Source organism: Phycicoccus sp. HDW14 (assembly GCF_011383005.1).
Classification (GTDB): domain Bacteria; phylum Actinomycetota; class Actinomycetes; order Actinomycetales; family Dermatophilaceae; genus Phycicoccus.
Genome location: NZ_CP049935.1, coordinates 4004341 through 4022946 on the forward strand (window position 1 = coordinate 4004341; position 18606 = coordinate 4022946).

Below are 18606 nucleotides of genomic sequence, written 5' to 3' on the forward strand. Positions count from 1 at the left end.
GTCAGTCCTTCCTCTCGAGGAACCAGACGACCTCGTCGTCGGTGAGCTTCATCCGGCCGGCGAACCCGGCCAGCTGCGGTTCGAGCTGGTGCAGCCGGAAGGTGCGCCCGAGAGCGTCCTCGAGGCTGGCCCGCGTCATGCGGCACCGCGTCGGCGTCGCGATGCGGATGTAGCCGCCCTGGTCGTCGACGAGGACGTCGACGTCGGGGTTGTCGACCTCGATCGCGCTGATCACCGCGTCGGCGAGGTTGGCGTCGAGGCCGCGAACGACCGGGCCCACCATCTTCGGGTGCGCGTCCATGGGGTGCCTTTCGGGGGCGTCGGGGTTCACGTCTGGAACCGGTTGTGGTGGCGCTGGCCGTCCGTGGGGATGCCGACGCGGATCTCGTCCGAGACCACCCGGACGTCGAACTCGTAGAGCTGGCACCCGGTGGGGTTGAGCCCCTTGCCGGTGGCCAGGTCGAACTCCCAGCGGTGCCCCGGGCAGACGAGGACGTTCGTGTCCGGGTCCCACTCGCCGTCGGCGAGGAGCACCTCCTGGTGCGGGCACATGCCCTGGTAGGCCTTGATCTCGCCGCCGTCGAGGTGGGCGAGCAGCACCTGCTCTCCGTCGACCTCGACGTCGAGGAGGTCGCCCTCCCAGAGGTCGTCGACCGAGGCGGCGTTGACGAAGCGGGCCGGGCTGCTCATGCGTGGACGACCTCGAGGACCTCCATGGGGGCGATGCCCGAGCCGGCGATCGTGGCGTCGTCGTCGAGGATCCTGCCCTGGTACCGCACCTTGAGCGGGCGGTCCTGTGCGGCAACGCGTGTGCCGATCCCGTGGTGGGCGATGGCCTGGGCCACCGCGGTCATCGGGTCGGTGTCGTCGGGCGTCACGAGCACGACGACGAAGTCGCCCTCGACGATGCCCTGCACCGGGAACATGGCCATGGTCTGTCTCCTGTCAGGCAGTGGGTTCGAGGGGGGTCACGCCGCGCCGGACGCGGCCGGCCCGGCCGTCACCGGGGCGGTGGCGTGGGCCCAGTCGTAGTCGGTGCCGTCCTGCCCGCACTCCTCGGGCGAGAGGCCCATGTAGGCCAGGGCGCCCGGGATGGTCGGCGGCTGGATGACGCCGCCGAGGAGCCGGTCGATGATCGAGGTGTGCCCGGCGAACTGCTCCGGGGTCTGCTCGAAGACCCACTGGCACGGCTCGGAGCAGAACGTGTAGAGGCGCCCGTCGACCGTGAGCTGCAGCGGCAGCGGGCTGTCGAGGTAGCCGGCGGCGTACCCGGCGGGGGTGCACACCGGCAGCTGGCAGCTGTTGCAGACGACCGGGAAGGTCTCGGGCAGGGTCAGTTCGGGGTGTCCCGCACGGATGTTCGCGCCCATCTGGTCCCAGTAGGTCCCGAACGAGTCGTTCCAGCCGGGGTACTTCTCCTCCAGCCACGCCCGCTCCTCGGGGCCGACGCCGGCGACCGGGTTCCACCACACGGTGGGCCGCCAGAAGTAGACGCCGAGGTGGTAGGCGTGGTGCACCCAGCTCATCTCGTTGTGGAGCCGGTCCCAGTACCAGGGCGGCTCGAGCCCGAAGTCGCGGAACTGGTCGATGAACTGGGTGTTGATGAACTCCTCCATGAACTCCTTGAAGGAGTGCGTCCGGTGCGCCAGCGGCGTGTAGTAGTCCATCGACAGACCGGTGAGCAGGGCGAAGACCTTCCAGGCCCGCCAGAACATCTTGTCGAAGAGGGCCTGCGCGATGTCCTTCTTGCCGGCCGCCACGAGGATCTTCAGCGTCGGCTCGCCCTGCTGGGCGTGGCGGGCCTCGTCGGTCTGGATGGAGGGGATGAGCGACCCGAAGTCGATGTCGCCGATCTTCATCGCGTCGGCGGCCATCCCGAGGAACTGGAGGTTGGTGAAGCCGGTCTCGAAGGTGAAGGTCAGCTGGATGGCCATCGACACCGCGTCGTTGGCGGTGAACATGTCGTCGAAGAGGTGGCGGGAGGCGATGATGCCCCACTCGTTGGTGTGGTACGCCTTGTGCGCCCAGTCGAGGCGGGGCTCCTTGTTGAGGGCCTGGTAGGGGAAGTAGGTCTGCAGCTGGCCGTGGCGCGTCTCGTCGAGCGCGCCGTAGGTCGCCATGTTGCGCCAGGCCGCGGCCCGGCCGAAGCGGGCCATCCGGGCCTCGCCGATGCCGGCCTGGTACTCCGCCACGGCGATGGCGCCGTAGTGGGCGGTGACGGCCGCGAGCCAGCCCGGGTCGAGGTTCTCGAAGATCTTCGAGCGCCCGACGACGTTGTTCACCGAGAACAGCCCGGCGTCCTTGCCGGCCTGGTTGTGGACGTACTCGGCGTAGGTGATCTTGTAGGGCTCGTCCCACGTCCACCAGTCGTGGGTCGGCACGCCGAACCCGTTGGACAGCAGCTCGGGGAAGACCTCCTCCTCGGTGGCGTAGGTGAGGTCCCAGTTCATGTCGCGGGTGAGGTCGTACCACTCCGAACGCGCGAGTCGCGGCATCTGTCTCTCCTGGTCGGCGCACGGCGGGCCGGTCGCCGGCCCGCGTCCCCGACAGGATCGGCGCGCCCGGGAGGCCGCCGCGAGGGCCGTGGAGGGCCGACTTCCGGCCGGACCCGGCCCCCCGTGGCCGCCCCCGGTGGGTCGCGGACCGTTCCCGGCGTTCCTCAGGGTGCAACGCCCGTCCGCGCCGACGGCGCGCGCGGATACGGTCCGCCACACCGGCACCGTCGCCCCAAGGAGCCCCCATGGACACCGCCTCCGCCACCGCGCCCCAGCCCGGCGACCACCTGTGTGGCTTCTACTACGGGGACGAGGAGCGCGACGCCCTCCTGCTGCCCTTCCTGCGCGGTGGCCTGCGGGCGGGGGACAAGTGCCTCGCCGTCGTCGACTCCACCCCTGTCGAGGACGTCATCGCCGAGGTGACCGAGGGGCTCGACGCCGACGCGCTCCTCGCCTCCGGGCAGCTCGAGCTCTACGGCTCCGGGCAGACCTGCCTGCGCGGGGCGCCTTCGACCCGGAGCGGATGATCGAGTTCTGGGAGCAGATGGCGGCCGAGGCCAGCGTCGTGCCGACGTTCGGGTTCGCCCGCGTCGTGGGCGAGATGTCGTGGCTGGAGCGGGCGCCGGCCCCGCGCGAGCACGTCCTGCGGTACGAGACCTGGGCCGACGGGTTCGCCTCCCGGTTCGAGCACGCGATCCTCTGCCTCTACGACCTGCGGCGCCTCGGGAGCGGCATCCTCCTCGACCTCATGCGCACCCACCCGAAGCTGCTGCTCGGTGGGCTGGTGCTGGAGAACCCCCACCACCGGGCGAGCGGCGAGCTCGCCACCGTCGGCGCGTGAGCGCCACCCCGGCCCTCGTCCCGCTCCGGCGGACGGTGCCGGCGCGCGACCCGGCACCGCCGACGGGCGAGCTGCTCGAGCAGCTGTCCAGCGTGCGGGGGCTGCTGGCCATCTCGCTCGTCATGATGGAGCGGCGGCACGAGCGCGAGGTCCTCCAGCTGGCGGCCACCGCGGTGCCGAGCCTCGTGCCGTGCCACACCGTCGGGATCCACCTCGAGGACGGCGGGTGGGAGTCCTCGCTCGCCCCGGGCAGCGAGGTCCTGGCCGCCGCCGGCCGGGCCCTCGAGGGGTGCTCGAGGACCGGTGGCCCCCTCGACCTGCCCGGCGAGGGCTGGGCCTGGGCGCTGCCCCTGCGCAGCCTCGAGGAGTTCACCGGGCCACCTCGTCGTCTCCGGACGGGTCGCGCCCACGGCGGCGGGGATGGTGCTGCTGCGGTCGCTGGCGCAGCAGACCGGGGTGGCGGTGGCCAACGCGCGGCTGCACGCCAGCAGGGAGGCCGCCAACAGCGCGCTGGCCGAGACGGTCGCCGCGCTGGAGCGCCAGACCGCCATCCACGACCGGTTCACCCAGGTCGCGCTGACCGGAGGGGGCCACGAGGGGATCGTCCGGGCCCTGCACGAGCTGACCGGCCTGGCCGCCGGCATCGAGGACCGCGGCGGTGCCCTGCTGGCCTGGGCCGGGCCGGGCGAGCGACCCGCGTCGTCCGCGGCGCGGGACGCCCGGGGCCGTGAGCGGTTCCTCGAGCAGGTCCTGCGGGCCGGCCGGCCGGTCCGCCGCGACGGCCGGCTCGTCACGGTCGCCAGCCCGCGGCGCGACGTCGTCGGGGTGCTCTTCCTCGTCGACCCCGACGGGGCCGCCGGGGAGGCGGACACCGTGGCCCTGGAGCACGGGGCGACCGTCCTGGCCATCGAGCTGGCCCGGCTGGTCAGCCTCGCCGAGACCGAGCTGCGCCTGGGCGTCGACGTCGTCGCCGACCTCGTGGGCGGCACCGACGTCGAGGGGGCCTCCCGGCGGGCGGCCGCGCTCGGGCGCGACGTGGGTCGTCCGCACCGGGTGGTCGTCGTCGGGACGCCGCGGTCCGGGCCGGGCACCGACGCCCTCGTCGACGTCGTCCGGGCCGCCGTCGTGGGCCACCGACCACCCCTGCTCATGCCCCGTGGCGACACCGTCGTCGTCCTCCTCGAGGTGCGCGGACCCGACGACCGCGGTGTCCTCGACGGCCTGCTGGCCGGCCTGCGCGCCTCGCCCCTCGGCCGGTCCCTGCACGTCGGGGTCGGTGGGGTATGCCGCGGCCCGGAGGACTACCCGAGGTCCTACCGCGAGGGACGGCTGGCCCTGCGCGTCCCCGACGGTGGTGGACGGGACGGCGCCGTCGTCGTGCACGACGACCTCGGCGTCTACCAGCTGCTCTCCGAGGTGTCCGACCTCGCGGCGATCGACGCGTTCGTGCAGCGCTGGCTGGGTGCCCTGCTCGAGTACGACGCGCGGCGGGGGGCCGCCCTGGTGTCGTCGCTCGCGCACTTCCTCGACGCGGGGGCCGCTACGACGTCGCGGCCGAGGCGCTGGGGATCGGGCGCAGCACCCTGCGTCACCGCCTCGACCGGGTCCGCGACCTCTCCGGGCACGACCTCTCGCTGCCGGACACGCGCTTCCAGCTGCACCTGGCGACCAAGGCGTGGTCGACGCGGCGGGCGCTCTCGGCGGGCTGACGCCGGGCGGCTGGTCGCCTACTTGTCGACGTCGCCGACGACGAAGAACATCGAGCCGAGGACCGCGACCATGTCGGCGACGAGGCAGCCGGGCAGCAGCTCGGAGAGCACCTGGACGTTGCCGAACGAGGCCGAGCGCAGCTTGAGCCGCCACGGGGTCTTCTCACCGCGCGAGACGAGGTAGTACCCGTTGAGCCCCAACGGGTTCTCGGTCGCCGTGTAGCGCTCGCCCTCCGGCACCTTGAGCACCTTGGGCAGCCGTTGGTTGACCGGCCCGGCGGGCAGCGAGCGCAACGTGTCGAGGCAGGCCTCGGCGAGGTCGAGGCTGACGTGCACCTGCTCGAGGAGCACCTCGAGCCGGGCGAGGCAGTCGCCCTCGGTGCGGGTGACGACCCGGCCGGGGCCACCGGGGCGAACAGCTCGGCGTACGCGAGGTAGGGGTCGTCGCGGCGCAGGTCGAGGTCGACGCCGCTGGCCCGGGCGATCGGGCCCGAGACCCCGTACGCGAGGGCGGTGGCCGGGTCGAGCACGCCGACCCCCCGGGTGCGGGCGAGGAGGATCTCGTTGCCGACGAGCAGCGACTCGAGGTCGGGCAGACGTCGACGGACGGACCCGACGGCGTCGGCGACCCGGCCGAGCCAGCCGGCGGGGACGTCCTCCTTGAGGCCGCCGACCCGGTTGAACATGTAGTGCATCCGCCCGCCGGAGGCCTCCTCCATGACGGCCTGCAGCTCCTCGCGCTCACGGAACGCGTAGAACACCGGCGTGATGGCGCCGAGCTCGAGCGGGTAGGACCCGAGGAACATCAGGTGCGAGAGAACGCGGTTCAGCTCGGCGAGGAGCGTGCGCAGCCACACGGCGCGGACGGGGACCTCCATCCCGAGCATCGCCTCGACGCCGAGGACGACGCCCAGCTCGTTGGAGAACGCCGACAGCCAGTCGTGGCGGTTGGCCAGGACCGTGATCTGCCGGTAGTCACGCACCTCGAAGAGCTTCTCGGCGCCGCGGTGCATGTAGCCGACGACCGGCTCGGCGGAGACGATGCGCTCGCCGTCGAGGACGACCTTGAGCCGCAGGACGCCGTGCGTGGCCGGGTGCTGCGGGCCGATGTTGAGCACCATGTCGGCCGTGGCGAGGCCGCCGGCACCGACGGCGACGTCGAGGGCGCGCGGCTCGGCGGGGGCGTCGGGGCTCACCCGGCCAGTCTGCCGCACCGGGTGGCCGCTCATCCGGCGCGGACGCGGCGCAGCACCCACGAGAAGCCGCCGAGGCCCGCGGGGTCGGTGAGGGCGGCGACCGCCGAGGCCCGGGCGAGGGCGGCGAGGTAGCCGGCGGGGTCGGTCGTGGCGAGGCCGTGGTCCGGGGTCGTGGCGTCGAGGCCCAGGGCGCGCAGGGCCTCCCGCTGGGTGGTGCGCTCGTCCTGCACGAGGGAGTCGACGGCGACGTGGGCGGTGAGGTCGCAGCTGCCGTCGGGGTGCGGGGGGACGGTCGTGCCGCTGCGGTAGCCGACGAGGGTGCCGTCGGGGGCCGGGTCGCCCGGGTGTGGCCGTAGTCGACGGCGAGGAGGGTGCCGCGGCGGACCCGGCCCCGAGGTCGGCCCAGGCGTCGTCGCGGACCAGTCCGCACTCGACCCGCTGCCCCGGGGTGTCGGCGGGCCAGTGCGTCGCGCACCAGCTGCGGTCCGCCTCGCCCACGGGGTCGCCGAGGCGCTCCTCGCCGGTGGCCGGGTCGACGAGGACGGTGCGCAGGACGCCGGCGGCGTCGACCTCGAGGACGGTGCAGGGCACGACGTCGAGCCACTCGTGGGCGACGACGAGGACGTCGTCGAGGGGGCCGTCGAGGACGCCCAGCGACTCGGGGACGGCGGCGCCACCGGGCGAGGTCGTCCACCCGACGTCGGCGGGGAGGCCGGCCGGGCGCTCGACGACGTCGACGCCGGTGAGCCGCAGGTCGGGTCGGACGGCGTGCAGGGCGAGGAGCAGCTCGCCGCGCCCGCAGCCGACGTCGACGACGTGCGTCGCGCCCTCGCCGTCGGCGAGCCGGCCCAACGCCTCGGCGAGCACCGGTCCCAGCGGCCCGTGCGTCGAGGTCGTGAAGTGCCCGGCGGGCCCGTCGCCCCGGTAGAAGCCGGCCGGACCGTAGAGGGCCTGCTGCCACGCGTCGCGCCAGGGCACCGGGTCCACCCGCGGCACGCTACCGGTGCACCTCCGGAGTAGCGTGCTCGCTCGTGGACGGCCTCGAGCACCCCGCCCGCCTCACCGTCGGCGTCGTCGGTGCGGGGCGGGTCGGCGCGGTCCTCGGGCGGCCCTGACCCGCGCGGGTCACCGGGTCAGCGGTGCCTACGCCGTCTCCGACGCCAGCCTCGAGCGGGCGGCCGCGCTGCTGCCCGGCGTGCCCGTCGCCGACGTGCCGTCCGTCGTCGGGGGCGCCGAGCTCGTGCTGCTGGCCGTCCCCGACGACGCCCTCGCCGACCTCGTGGCCGGGCTGGCGGCCACCGGTGCCTGGCAGGCCGGCCAGATCGTCGTCCACACGAGCGGCCGGCACGGCACGTCCGTCCTCGACCCGGTGCGCGGGCACCACGCGATGCCGCTGGCGCTGCACCCGGCGATGACGTTCACGGGCACCGCGATGGACCTCGACCGGCTGGCCGACTGCGCCTTCGGGGTGACCGCCGACGAGGCGCTGCGGCCGGTCGCCGAGGCGCTCGTCCTCGAGATGGGCGGACAGCCGGTGTGGGTGGCCGAGGAGGACCGGGTGGCCTACCACACGGCGCTCGCCCACGGCGCCAACCACCTCGTCACGCTGACGGCGGAGGCGATGGAGGTGCTGACCCGGGCGGGGGTGCCCGAGCCCCGGCGCCTGCTCGGCCCGCTGATGCACGCCGCGCTCGACAACGCGCTGCGCCTGGGTGACGCGGCCCTCACCGGGCCCGTCGCGCGCGGCGACGTCGGTACGGTGGGTGACCACCTGCGCGAGCTCGACCGGCTCGCCCCCGAGATCCGGAGGACCTACGTGGCGCTCGCCCGGGCCACGGCGCTGCGCGCCCTCGACGACGGCCGGCTGCGGGCCACCGCGGCCGAGCCCCTCCTCGACATCCTCGCCGACCAGGAGCCCCGTTGACCGCCACCACCTCCACCCCCGTCGTCGCGCACACGCGTGCGGAGCTCAAGGCCGCCCGTGAGGCGCTGACCAGCCGGGACGTCGCGGCCGTCATGACGATGGGGGCGCTGCACGACGGGCACGCCCAGCTGATCCGGGCCGCCCGGCAGCGCCACGACCACGTCGTCGTGACGATCTTCCTCAACCCGCTGCAGTTCGGGCCGAAGGAGGACCTGTCGCGCTACCCGCGCACCTTCGACGCCGACATGGAGATCTGCCGGGAGGCGGGGGTCGACGTCGTCTTCGCGCCGACGCCCGACGTCGTGTACCCGGAGGGCGACCCCGGGGTGCGGGTGTCCGCCGGCCCGCTGGGCGAGGTGCTCGAAGGCGCTTCTCGCGCAGGGCACTTCGACGGGGTGCTCACCGTCGTCGGCAAGCTGCTGCACCTCACGGCCGCCCGCAGCGCCTACTTCGGGCAGAAGGACGCCCAGCAGCTGCTGCTCATCCGGCGGATGGTGCGCGACCTCGACTTCCCCGTCGACGTCGTGTCGGTCCCGACGGTGCGCGAGGACGACGGCCTGGCGATGAGCAGCCGCAACACCTACCTCACCGACTCCGACCGCGAGGTCGCGCTCTGCCTGTCGCGGGCATTGCGGGCCGGAGGTGACGCCGCGCCGTTCGGCCCGTCCGCGGTGCGCCGGGCCGCGCGCGAGGTGCTCGTCGAGGAGCCGCTGGCCCTCGTCGACTACCTCGTCCTCGTGCACCCGCAGACCCTCGCCGACGTGCCGGAGTGGTACCGCGGGGAGGCGCTGCTGGCGGTCGCGGCGCGCATCGGCACCACGCGGCTCATCGACAACACCCCGCTCGTCCTCGGACCCGGGGGCGGGGCCATCGACGTCTTCTCCGACGTCCCCCACGCCCGCGCCGACGTCTGAGGCGGCCCGATGACCTCCACCGGTGTCACCCTTCCCCGGCGCCTCAGCGCCCCCGAACCGGGCTGGACGGTCTCGGCCGACGTCGTCGTCGTCGGGTCGGGGATCGCCGGTCTCACCTGCGCCCTGCGGCTGAGGGAACGCGTCGACCGGGTGCTGCTCGTGACGAAGACCGTTCTCTCGGCGGGCTCCACGCAGTGGGCGCAGGGCGGCATAGCGGCCGCGCTCGACCCCGAGGACACCCCGCAGGAGCACCTCGACGACACGCTCGTGGCCGGGGTCGGGCTCTGCGACGTCGAGGCCGTGCGCGCCCTCGTCACCGAGGGCCGGACCGGGTGCGCGAGCTCGTGGCCCTCGGCGCCGAGTTCGACCGGGACGCCGGCGGGGAGATCAAGCTGACCCGCGAGGGCGGGCACCACCGCGACCGCATCGCCCACGCCGGCGGGGACGCCACGGGGGCCGAGATCTCCCGGGCCCTCATCGCCGCGCTCCAGCGGGTCGTCGACGACCCCGGCATCGAGGTCGTCGAGCACGCGCTCGTCGTCGACCTGCTGACGGCCGCCGACGGGTCGGCCTGCGGTGCGACGCTGCACGTCATCGGCGAGGGCCAGGTCGACGGCGTGGGGGCGGCGCACGCGCGCGCCGTCGTGCTGGCGACCGGCGGCCTCGGCCAGATCTACACCTCGACGACGAACCCGCCCGTCGCCACGGGGGACGGGATGGCCGCCGCGTTGCGGGTCGGGGCGCGTGTCACCGACCTCGAGTTCGTCCAGTTCCACCCGACCGTCCTGTTCCTCGGGAGGGCTCGACGGGGCAGCAGCCGTTGATCTCCGAGGCCGTCCGCGGGGAGGGCGCCTTCCTCGTCGACGACCGCGGGGTCCGGTTCATGGAGGGCCGCCACGAGCTCGCCGACCTCGCGCCGCGCGACGTCGTGGCGCGGGGCATCCTCGACGTCATGGGCGAGCGCGGGCTCGACCACGTGTGGCTCGACGCGCGGCACCTCGGAGCGGAGTTCCTCGCCGAGCGCTTCCCGTCGATCGTCGCGCGCTGCCGCGAGCTCGGGTTCGACCCGGCCACCGAGCTGCTGCCGGTCGCGCCGGCCCAGCACTACGCGTCCGGCGGCGTCGAGACCGACCTGCGCGGGCGGACCTCCGTCGACGGGCTGTACGCGTGCGGGGAGGCGTCGTGCACCGGGGTCCACGGCGCGAACCGGCTGGCATCGAACTCCCTCCTCGAGGGCCTCGTGTTCGCCCACCGCATCGCCGACGACGTCACGGCGCGGCTCGCGGCGGGTGAGCTGCCGGAGCGACTGCCGGTCGAGGGCCTGGACGAGCCGGCCCGGCTGCTCGACTCGACCCAGCGGATCGGGCTGCAGCGCACCATGACCCGTGGATGCGGGCCGCTGCGCAGCGCCGACTCGACGGCCCGGGCGCAGCTCGAGCTCGAGGCCCTCGCGGCCCTGCCGACCGGGGCCGCCGAGCCCGGGCCCCGGACGTGGGAGACGACCAACCTGCTGCACCTCGGGCAGGCGCTGACCGCCCTGGCCGGCCGGCGTGAGGAGACCCGGGGCGGCCACGTGCGCACCGACTTCCCCGAGCGCGACGACGCGCGCTGGCTGGTGCACCAGGGCCTCGTGCGGTCGGCCGAGGGAGCGCTCGTGGTGAGCGAGCGGCAGGTCTCGGAGCCGATGGGCGGCGGCGCGCGGTGAGCGGGTTCGGCTTCCCGGAGGAGGATGCCCGGCTCGTCGTCGAGCGGGCCCTCGACGAGGACCTCGGCACGCTCGGGGGTGGTGGCCGCGACGTGACGACGCTCGCGACCATCCCGGCGTCGCAGGAGTCGGTGTCGCACGTCGTGGCCCGCTCGGCGGGTGTGCTGGCGGGCCTGCCGGTGGTCGCCCTGGTGCTCGACGCGGTGGCCCGGCGGCTGGGGACGGGGCGGTGGCGGTCGAGCTGCACGCGACGGACGGCGACCGCGTGGGCCGCGGGGACCACCTCGCGACCCTGCGCGGGTCGACCCGCACGACCCTCGTCGCCGAGCGCACGGTGCTCAACGTGCTGTCCCGGACGTCCGGGGTCGCCACCCACACGCGGCGCTGGGCCGATGAGCTCGCCGGCACCGGCGCGACCGTGCTCGACACCCGCAAGACCACCCCGGGGCTGCGTGCGCTGGAGAAGTACGCGGTGCGGTGCGGTGGGGGCACGAACAAGCGCATGGGTCTCTACGACGTCGCGATGATCAAGGACAACCACAAGCTCGCCGCGGGCGGGCTGACCGCTGCGTACGAGGCCGTGCGACACGCGTATCCGGACGTGGACGTGCAGGTCGAGGTGACGACGACGGTGGAGGCGCTCGAGTCGGTGACCGCCGGCGCGCGCTTCCTGTTGTGCGACAACATGTCTCCGCAGCAGTTGGCCGAGGCGGTGGCAGCGGTGCGCGCGACGGGGGAATCCGTCGAGCTCGAGGCGACCGGGGGGCTGACCCTCGAGGTGGCCCGCGAGTACGCCGAGACCGGCGTCGACTACCTGTCCGTCGGTGGGTTGACGCACTCGTCGCCGATCGTCGACATCGCCCTCGACCTCGACCCGGACGACGCCTGACCCGCGGACCTGCCTAGGCTCGGGGGATGCGCCACGAGCTCGCCGTCCGGCACGGCCCGGAGGACGCCCGGATGCGGGCCGGTGCCGCGTACCGCCTCCTCACCGCGTCCGTCGTGCCCCGGCCCATCGCGTGGGTCAGCAGCCGCTCGGCGTCGGGGGTCGACAACCTCGCGCCGCACTCGTTCTTCACCGTCGTGAGCACCGACCCCGCGATGCTCGCGTTCACGTCGGTCGGTCGCAAGGACACGCTCGACAACATCGAGGAGACAGGGGAGTTCGTCGTCAACGTCGCCTCGGGTCCGCTGTCCCGCATCGTCAACGGGACGAGCGCCGACTACCCGCCGGAGGTCGCCGAGTTCGACGCCGAGTCGGTCGAGCGCGAGCCGTCCGTGACCGTGGCGCCGTTCCGCGTCGCCTCCTCGCCGGTCGCCTTCGAGTGCCGGCTGGGGAGGTGCGCCCCACGGGCAACTGCTTCGTCGTCGTCGGGGTCGTGCTGCACGCTGCGGTGTCGGAGTCGGTGGCCGGTTCGGCGGACATGCTGCGGCGGCCGCACGTCGACATCCGCGCGCTCGACCCCTGGGCGCGCCTCGGGGCCGACGAGTGGGGCCGGCTGGGCGAGGTCGTCGACCTGCCGCGACCCCGCTTCGACGGCTGAGCGCGGTCGACCTCAGCGGTCGGTGGTCGCGAGCCGGGCGCCGAGGGCGAGGTAGGAGAGCGAGAAGGTCCGCTGGATGCGCCGCACGACGTGGGGGCGCTCGACCACGTGGTGGCGCACGGCGCTCGAGAAGGCGCCGTACCCCGCGAAGACGACGAACGTCATCGCCATGAAGACCGCGCTGAGACCGAGCATCTGGGTCAGCGCACCGGGCCCGGTGGTGTCGACGAACTGGGGGAGGAAGGCGAAGAAGAAGAGCGTGAGCTTCGGGTTGAGCAGGTTGGCCAGGACCGCGTTGAGCACCGTCCGCGCCGTCGACACGGCCGGGGTGTCGCGCTCGACGCCGAGCATCCCGCGGTCCCTCCAGGCGAGGACCGCCATGACGACGAGGTAGACGACCCCGGCGATCCTCAGGACCTCGAAGGCGGTGCCCCCGGCGCGCAGCAGGGCGGCGGTCCCGGTGGTCGCCGCGACGAGGTGGGGCACCGTCCCGAGGGTGCAGCCGGCCGCGGTGACCACGGCCGTCCGCCGGCCGTGGCGCAGGCCGGCGGCGATGGTGAGCACGGCCCCGGTGCCGGGTGTGGCGACCACGGCGAGGGAGGTCAGGAGGAAGGCCCAGCTCATGAGGACTCCGATGGTTCGGGGTGACGACTCCGGCAGCATGGCACGGCGAGGGGCGGCCTAGGGTGGGCCGGTGGCCACTCCCGACTTCATCCTCCGGCTGCGCGAGCGGGTGGGGCACGACCTCCTGTGGCTGCCGGGGATGACGGCGGTCGTCCTGCACGGCGACGAGGTGCTCCTCGTCCGGCGGGCCGACACCGGCGCCTGGACGCCGGTCACGGGCATCAGCGACCCGGGGGAGCACCCGGCGCAGACCGCGGTGCGGGAGTGCCTGGAGGAGACCGGGGTCCACTGCGAGGTGGACCTGCTGGCGTGGGTCGGCGTCACCGGCGTCGTCGAGTACCCCAACGGCGACCGGTCGCAGTACGTCGACCACGTCTTCCGGTGCCGGTACGTGTCGGGGGAGGCGCACGTCGCGGACGACGAGTCGTCGGAGGTGGCGTGGTTCCCGCTGGACGGTCTCCCGCCGATGTCCGACGAGCACGCCGGGCGCATCGCCGTGGCCGCCACGCACGAGGGTCCGACGCGACTGACCTGACTTCGGTCGGAGGATCGTCTCCCCCGGGAGGGGCACGATCCTCCGACCGGGGCCGGTGATGCCGCCCACGGGAGGGTCGACCGGGTCGGCGCACGGTGAACCCTCCCGGCTGCGTGCTCCCGTCGCCCGGACGGCGCCTTCAGTAGCGGCGCCAGCGGAGGGCGACGGCGTAGTCGACGCCCAGCCCCTCGTGCTCGGCCAGCACCGCATCGGCCGCACCCGGTGGCAGCTCGATGCGCACGACCGCCTCGAGGTCCTCGCGCCGGTCGAAGGTCCACTCGATGGTCAGCGCCTCCGTCGTGAAGCCCTGCCGGTCCCAGAACCGTTGCACGGCAACGGGGTCGTAGGCCGGGTAGGCGCGCGAGAACCACGCGCCGAACGTCGAGCGCGTGGCGTCGTTGTCGACGAGGCAGGCCACGCCGCCGGGCCGGACGACGCGGGACAGCTCGGCCAGGCCCGGCTCGCACCCCGCCCCGAAGAAGTAGGCCCACCGCGCGTGCACCACGTCCACCGAGCCGGCGGACAGGGGCAGCGCCTCCGCGTCGCCCGCCAGCACGCGCGCGCGGGAACCCCTCGCGCGCAGCCGGTTCGCCGCACGACGCACCAGCGGCAGGTGCGGCTCGACCCCGACCACCCGCGCCCCGCGCTCGGCGAACCGGGGGAGGTGGAACCCGGACCCGCACCCGACGTCGAGCAGGTCCGCGCCGGCCAACGGGTGCAGCGCTGCGACCGCCCGGTCGATGACCCCCGCCCGGTCGGACGCGAGGTTCTCGAGCTCGTAGACGTCCGGGGTGTCCCAGATGTTCGGGCTGCGGATCATGCTGTGCGGGAACCGGTCAGGACGACGGCGCAGGGTGCGCGGGCTCGTTCGACCCGTCGGGCAGCGCCGACCCGCCCCGGACGCGCGGCACCTTGGTGCGCCGGCCGCCGATCGTGTCGGCCTCCGCCGTCGCCGGGTGCACGAGCAGCGGGATGAGCTTGCGGGCCCCGGCCGACCTCGCGTGCCGCACGACCGCGAGGTGCGCCTCGCACCGGACGACCAGCTCCTCGTACGCCGCCTCGCCCATCAGGGCGACGAGCTCGGCGTGGCTGCTGCGGTACACCGGCTCGCGCCCGACGTGCGCCTCCGGGTTCGACGAGCAGTACCAGTCGAGGTCGTGCCCGCCGGGGCCCCATCCGCGCCGGGTGTACTCGGCGATGGTCACCTCCTGGTACGACGTGTCGTCCGGCTGCTCGACGGTGCGGTACGACCGGCGGATCGGCAGCTGCCAGCAGACGTCGGGCTTGGCCTCGTGCGGAGGGGTGCCGGTGAGCACCGCGTGCTGGTGCAGCGCGCACCCCGCACCCGCCGGGAAGCCGGGCCGGTTGAGGAAGATGCACGCGCCGTCGACGACCTTGGTCTTGCGGTCGCCCTCGTCGTCGACCTCGGTCCACGCCGAGCGCCGCGCCGGGTTCTTGTCGCCGCGCTTGCCGTGGCCCGGGTGGTGCTGCCACTCGTCCTCCCCGAGCTCGGCGACGACCCGCCGCACCCGCTCGAGGTCGTCGTCGTCGGTGAAGTGCGCGCCGAGGGTGCAGCACCCGTCGTCGGGCCGGTCCGCGTAGATGCCGCGGCATCCGGACCCGAAGATGCAGGTCCAGCTCGAGGTCAGCCAGGTGAGGTCGACGCGGAAGCGCTGGCCCGCGTCGGCCGGGTCGGCGAACTCGGCCCAGGTGCGGGGGATGTCGAGGGAGGCTTCGGGCACCCGCCCACCCTATGCACGGGCGTGGTCACCGCAGCGTCACCGCACCGCGGCCCCCACACCGCGCCGTGGGACCGCCGCCGCACCCACTAGGTTGGCCCCATGCGCCTTGGGGTCGTCGACGTCGGTTCCAACACCGTCCACCTCCTCGTCGTCGACGCCCACCCCGGCGCCCAGCCGCTGCCGGCGAGCAAGCACAAGATCGACCTGCGCCTCTCCGAGCACGCCACCGAGGACGGGGCCATCGGCGACGAGGGCCGCGAGCGGCTGGCCGACTTCGTCGCCGAGTGCCTCACCGTCGCCGAGGACCAGGGCGTCGAGGACCTGCGCGGCTTCGTCACGAGCGCCATCCGCGAGGCCCCCAACGGCACCGAGGTCCTCGACCACGTCGCCGAGCGCACCGGGGTCCGTCTCGACGTCCTCACCGGGGAGGAGGAGGCCCGGCTGACCTTCCTCGCCGTGCGCCGCTGGTTCGGCTGGTCGGCCGGCCGGCTGCTCGTCGCCGACATCGGCGGCGGTTCCCTCGAGCTGGCCCTCGGCCTCGACGAGGACCCAGACGTCGCCGTCTCCGTGCCCCTCGGCGCCGGCCGCGTCACCCGTGACCTGCTGCCCGGCGACCCGCCGTCGGCCGACGACGTCCGCGAGGCCCGCCGGTGCGTCCGCGCGACCATCGCCGCCGAGCTGCGTCCGCTCGCCAAGGCCGGCACCCCGGACCTCGCCGTCGGCACGTCGAAGACGATGCGTTCGCTGGCGCGCATCTGCGGCGCCGCCCCGAGCTCGGAGGGGATGTACGAGGAGCGGCTGCTCGAGCGTGCGCGCCTCGCCGAGAAGCTGCCCGAGATCGCCGCGATGACCACGCGCGAGCGCTCCGACCTGCCCGGCGTCTCGGCGTCGCGCGCCCGTCAGCTGCTCGCCGGCGCCGTCGTCGCGGACGCCACGATGGACCTGCTGGGGCTCGACCACCTGCAGATCTGCCCCTGGGCGCTGCGCGAGGGCATCCTCCTGCGGCACCTCGACCGGATGGGGTGAGCGTGGCCGCCCGGGTCACGCTGTCGACGGCGTCGGTGTACCCGGAGGGGTGCGCCTCGGCCTTCGCCACAGCGGCCCGGCTCGGCTACGACGGTGTCGAGGTGATGGTCTGGACCGACCCCCTGACCCGAGAAGCCGGTGCGCTGCAACGACTCTCGGATCTGCACGGCGTGCCGGTGCTCTCGGTGCACGCCCCGACCCTGCTCGTCACCCAGCGGGTCTGGGGCGCCGACCCGTGGGAGAAGGTCGACCGCTCCGTCGGCCTGGCCCGCGAGCTCGGCGCCGGCACGGTCGTCCTGCACCCGCCGTTCCGGTGGCAGCGCGAGTACGCCCGGGGCTTCGCCGACGGGGTCGCCCTGCGCGAGGACGAGACCGACGTCCGGCTGGCCGTCGAGAACATGTACCCGTGGCGCGCCGGCGCACGCACCCGCGAGGTCGAGGCCTACCTCCCGCACTGGGACCCCGTGCCCCAGCCCTACGACCACGTGACCCTCGACCTGTCGCACACCGCGACCGCCGGCTCCGACGCCCTCGAGATGGTCGACCGCCTCGGCCCCCGGCTCACCCACCTGCACCTCGCCGACGGGTCCGGTGCCCCGCGCGACGAGCACCTCGTCCCGGGCCGCGGTGGCCAGCCCTGCGGTGCGGTCCTCGAGGCGCTGGCGACGAAAGGGTTCGCGGGCGACGTCGTCGTCGAGGTCTCGACCCGCCGCAGCGACGAGGAGGGCCGCGACCTCGACCTCGCCGAGGCGCTCGCCTTCGCCCGGTTGCACCTCGACCCTGTCGCCTCCTGAGCGGAGGTCCCGGGGTCGGCGGGCCGCACCGGTGCTCGACACGCGGTCCCGGTGGTGCCATCGTCGGGGTCATGGCCGACGACGCGATCGTGGTCGAGGACCTCCGGGTGACGCGGGGCGGCCGCGAGGTGCTCCCGGGGCTCTCGATGACGGTGCCGCGCGGGCAGGTCGTCGGCCTCCTCGGCCCGAGCGGCGGTGGCAAGTCGACCCTCATGCGCTCGGTGGTCGGCGTGCAGGTCGTCGCCGGCGGCACGGTCACCGTCCTCGGCGAGCCCGCGGGGTCGCCGGCCCTGCGCTCACGGGTCGGCTACCTCACGCAGGCGGCGAGCGTGTACGCCGACCTGTCTGTGAAGGACAACGTCCGCTACTTCGCCCGGGTCCTCGGCCGGGACGACGCCGCCGCCGACCGGGCCATCGAGTCCGTCGACCTCACCGACCACGCGGACGCCCGCGTCGAGAACCTCTCCGGTGGGCAGCTGTCCCGTGCCGGACTGGCCTGCACCCTCGTCGGCGACCCCGAGGTGCTCGTGCTCGACGAGCCGACCGTCGGCCTCGACCCCGTGCTGCGCCGGGACCTCTGGGAGATCTTCCGGGGCCTGGCCGCCGAGGGTCGCACGCTGCTCGTCTCCAGCCACGTGATGGACGAGGCGGTGCGCTGCGACCGGCTCGTGCTGCTGCGCGCCGGTCGCGTCCTCAGCGACTCGCCCCTCCCGGAGCTGTTGTCCCGCACCGGGACCGAGGATGCCGACTCGGCGTTCCTGGCCCTCGTCGACGAGGACGCCAGCCACGACGGAGGTGCCGCGTGAACCCCCGCATCACGCTCGCCACCGCGGCCCGCATCCTGCGCCAGCTGCGGGGCGACCACCGCACCGTCGCGCTGATGCTCGTCGTGCCGTGCGTGCTGCTCGGGCTGCTGGCCTGGGTCTACTCCGACTCGCCCGTCGTCTTCGACCAGATCGGGCCCGCTCTGCTCGGGGTCTTCCCGCTCGTCGTCATGTTCATCGTCACGAGCATCGCCACGCTGCGCGAGCGCACCACCGGCACCCTCGAGCGGCTGCTGACGACCCCGCTGGGCAAGGGCGACCTGATCCTCGGTTACGCGCTGGCCTTCGGGGTGATGGCCGTGGTGCAGGCCGTCGTCGCCAGCGCGTTCGCCGTGTGGGTGTGCGGCCTCGACGTCGCCGGGCCGCTGTGGCTGCTCGTCGTCATCGCCGTCGTCGACGCCGTGCTCGGCACCGCGCTCGGGCTGCTCGCGAGCGGCTTCGCGCGCACCGAGTTCCAGGCCGTGCAGTTCATGCCGGCGTTCATCCTACCGCAGTTCCTGCTCTGCGGACTGCTCATGCCGCGCGACCGGATGCCCGGGGTGCTGGAGGCGGTCTCGGACGTGCTGCCCCTGTCCTACGCGGTCGACGCGATGAAGGACGTCTCGGCGCAGGCCGACCCGCTCGGCGACGTGCTGCCGAGCCTCGGCGTCATGGTGCTCTGGGTCGCCGTGGCGCTGCTCCTCGGCAGCCTGACCCTGCCCCGCCGCACGCCCTGAGCGCCCACCACGGCCCC

At 74.3% G+C, this 18606-nt stretch carries 17 protein-coding genes and 7 pseudogenes; 15 read left to right on the forward strand and 9 right to left on the reverse strand.

Features of this window, described 5'->3' with window-relative positions; translation table 11 throughout:
- Window position 1 precedes the first annotated feature (1 nt).
- Genes G7075_RS19680 through G7075_RS19695 form a run of 4 tightly spaced genes read right to left on the reverse strand, consistent with a single transcriptional unit; the run spans window position 2 to window position 2495 of the window.
- On the reverse strand, window positions 2-301 hold the full coding sequence (locus G7075_RS19680; RefSeq protein ID WP_166124093.1) for an MmoB/DmpM family protein: 300 nt from the start codon (window positions 299-301) through the stop codon (window positions 2-4).
- Window positions 302-327: 26 nt separating this feature from the next.
- Window positions 328-690 carry a Rieske 2Fe-2S domain-containing protein gene (locus G7075_RS19685; protein ID WP_166124094.1) on the reverse strand — a complete coding sequence of 121 codons (363 nt, stop codon included), beginning with the start codon at window positions 688-690 and terminating at the stop codon, window positions 328-330.
- Entirely contained in the window at window positions 687-932 is a 246-nt protein-coding gene (locus G7075_RS19690; RefSeq protein WP_166124095.1) for a toluene-4-monooxygenase system B family protein, read from the reverse strand. The genes G7075_RS19685 and G7075_RS19690 overlap by 4 nt, the downstream gene beginning before the upstream one ends.
- Before the next feature lie 36 nt (window positions 933-968).
- Window positions 969-2495 carry a YHS domain-containing protein gene (locus G7075_RS19695; RefSeq protein ID WP_166124096.1) on the reverse strand — a complete coding sequence of 509 codons (1527 nt, stop codon included), beginning with the start codon at window positions 2493-2495 and terminating at the stop codon, window positions 969-971.
- Between the two features lie 245 nt (window positions 2496-2740).
- Between G7075_RS19695 and G7075_RS21835 the strand changes: the two are divergent.
- The 3 genes and pseudogenes from G7075_RS21835 (at window position 2741) to G7075_RS23260 (ending at window position 5045) form a co-directional block, all read left to right on the forward strand.
- Window positions 2741-3336: pseudogene (locus tag G7075_RS21835) on the forward strand (MEDS domain-containing protein).
- A gap of 420 nt (window positions 3337-3756) precedes the next feature.
- Window positions 3757-4668 (forward strand): annotated as a pseudogene (locus G7075_RS21840) (PucR family transcriptional regulator); the annotation flags it as partial.
- A complete protein-coding gene (locus G7075_RS23260; protein ID WP_166124550.1) occupies window positions 4620-5045 on the forward strand; it encodes a helix-turn-helix domain-containing protein in 426 nt (141 codons plus the stop codon). The pseudogene G7075_RS21840 and the gene G7075_RS23260, both read left to right, overlap by 49 nt.
- Before the next feature lie 18 nt (window positions 5046-5063).
- Here G7075_RS23260 and G7075_RS19715 read toward each other — a convergent pair.
- Both G7075_RS19715 and G7075_RS21845 read right to left on the reverse strand, forming a co-directional pair.
- Window positions 5064-6166 (reverse strand): annotated as a pseudogene (locus tag G7075_RS19715) (NADH-quinone oxidoreductase subunit D).
- Between the two features lie 104 nt (window positions 6167-6270).
- Window positions 6271-6471, reverse strand: coding sequence for a hypothetical protein (locus G7075_RS21845; protein ID WP_240917771.1), 201 nt, complete (start codon window positions 6469-6471; stop codon window positions 6271-6273).
- Between the two features lie 232 nt (window positions 6472-6703).
- On the opposite strand from G7075_RS21845, the gene G7075_RS21850 reads away from it, so the two are divergent.
- From G7075_RS21850 to G7075_RS23270, 7 genes and pseudogenes are all read left to right on the forward strand, one after another.
- Window positions 6704-7261: a hypothetical protein gene (locus G7075_RS21850; protein ID WP_240917772.1), complete on the forward strand. Its 558-nt coding sequence runs from the start codon at window positions 6704-6706 to the stop codon at window positions 7259-7261.
- Between the two features lie 11 nt (window positions 7262-7272).
- Window positions 7273-8165: pseudogene (locus tag G7075_RS19725) on the forward strand (Rossmann-like and DUF2520 domain-containing protein).
- Entirely contained in the window at window positions 8162-9079 is a 918-nt protein-coding gene (gene panC / locus G7075_RS19730; protein WP_166124099.1) for a pantoate--beta-alanine ligase, read from the forward strand. Before G7075_RS19725 ends, panC begins: the two are co-directional and overlap by 4 nt.
- A 22-nt stretch (window positions 9080-9101) precedes the next feature.
- A pseudogene (locus G7075_RS19735) lies at window positions 9102-10781 on the forward strand (FAD-binding protein); the annotation flags it as partial.
- Window positions 10781-11673 (forward strand): annotated as a pseudogene (gene nadC, locus G7075_RS19740) (carboxylating nicotinate-nucleotide diphosphorylase). The pseudogenes G7075_RS19735 and nadC, both read left to right, overlap by 1 nt.
- A 71-nt stretch (window positions 11674-11744) precedes the next feature.
- A pseudogene (locus tag G7075_RS23265) lies at window positions 11745-12062 on the forward strand (flavin reductase family protein); the annotation flags it as partial.
- Between the two features lie 62 nt (window positions 12063-12124).
- Window positions 12125-12328, forward strand: coding sequence for a hypothetical protein (locus G7075_RS23270; RefSeq protein WP_240918120.1), 204 nt, complete (start codon window positions 12125-12127; stop codon window positions 12326-12328).
- A gap of 12 nt (window positions 12329-12340) precedes the next feature.
- Here G7075_RS23270 and G7075_RS19750 read toward each other — a convergent pair whose 3' ends face one another.
- Window positions 12341-12952 (reverse strand): LysE family translocator, encoded by a 612-nt coding sequence (locus G7075_RS19750; RefSeq protein WP_166124100.1) that lies wholly within the window; start codon window positions 12950-12952, stop codon window positions 12341-12343.
- Between the two features lie 70 nt (window positions 12953-13022).
- Here G7075_RS19750 and G7075_RS19755 point away from each other — a divergent pair, with 70 nt between their 5' ends.
- Window positions 13023-13487: an NUDIX domain-containing protein gene (locus G7075_RS19755; RefSeq protein ID WP_166124101.1), complete on the forward strand. Its 465-nt coding sequence runs from the start codon at window positions 13023-13025 to the stop codon at window positions 13485-13487.
- Window positions 13488-13626: 139 nt separating this feature from the next.
- Here the strand turns inward: G7075_RS19755 and G7075_RS19760 are convergent, their stop codons facing one another.
- Together G7075_RS19760 and G7075_RS19765 are read right to left on the reverse strand one after the other, a co-directional pair.
- Window positions 13627-14307, reverse strand: a complete 681-nt coding sequence (locus tag G7075_RS19760; RefSeq protein ID WP_166124102.1) for a class I SAM-dependent methyltransferase — start codon at window positions 14305-14307, stop codon at window positions 13627-13629.
- A gap of 16 nt (window positions 14308-14323) precedes the next feature.
- Window positions 14324-15229 (reverse strand): hypothetical protein, encoded by a 906-nt coding sequence (locus tag G7075_RS19765; protein WP_240917773.1) that lies wholly within the window; start codon window positions 15227-15229, stop codon window positions 14324-14326.
- Between the two features lie 99 nt (window positions 15230-15328).
- Here G7075_RS19765 and G7075_RS19770 point away from each other — a divergent pair, with 99 nt between their 5' ends.
- The 4 genes from G7075_RS19770 to G7075_RS19785 all read left to right on the forward strand — a co-directional run bounded on the left by G7075_RS19770 (window position 15329) and on the right by G7075_RS19785 (window position 18589).
- Window positions 15329-16255 (forward strand): Ppx/GppA phosphatase family protein, encoded by a 927-nt coding sequence (locus G7075_RS19770; RefSeq protein WP_166124103.1) that lies wholly within the window; start codon window positions 15329-15331, stop codon window positions 16253-16255.
- A gap of 2 nt (window positions 16256-16257) precedes the next feature.
- Window positions 16258-17049 (forward strand): sugar phosphate isomerase/epimerase, encoded by a 792-nt coding sequence (locus G7075_RS19775; protein ID WP_166124104.1) that lies wholly within the window; start codon window positions 16258-16260, stop codon window positions 17047-17049.
- A gap of 71 nt (window positions 17050-17120) precedes the next feature.
- Window positions 17121-17855: an ABC transporter ATP-binding protein gene (locus G7075_RS19780; protein WP_166124105.1), complete on the forward strand. Its 735-nt coding sequence runs from the start codon at window positions 17121-17123 to the stop codon at window positions 17853-17855.
- Window positions 17852-18589 (forward strand): ABC transporter permease, encoded by a 738-nt coding sequence (locus G7075_RS19785; RefSeq protein WP_166124106.1) that lies wholly within the window; start codon window positions 17852-17854, stop codon window positions 18587-18589. Before G7075_RS19780 ends, G7075_RS19785 begins: the two co-directional genes overlap by 4 nt.
- Window positions 18590-18606 lie beyond the last annotated feature (17 nt).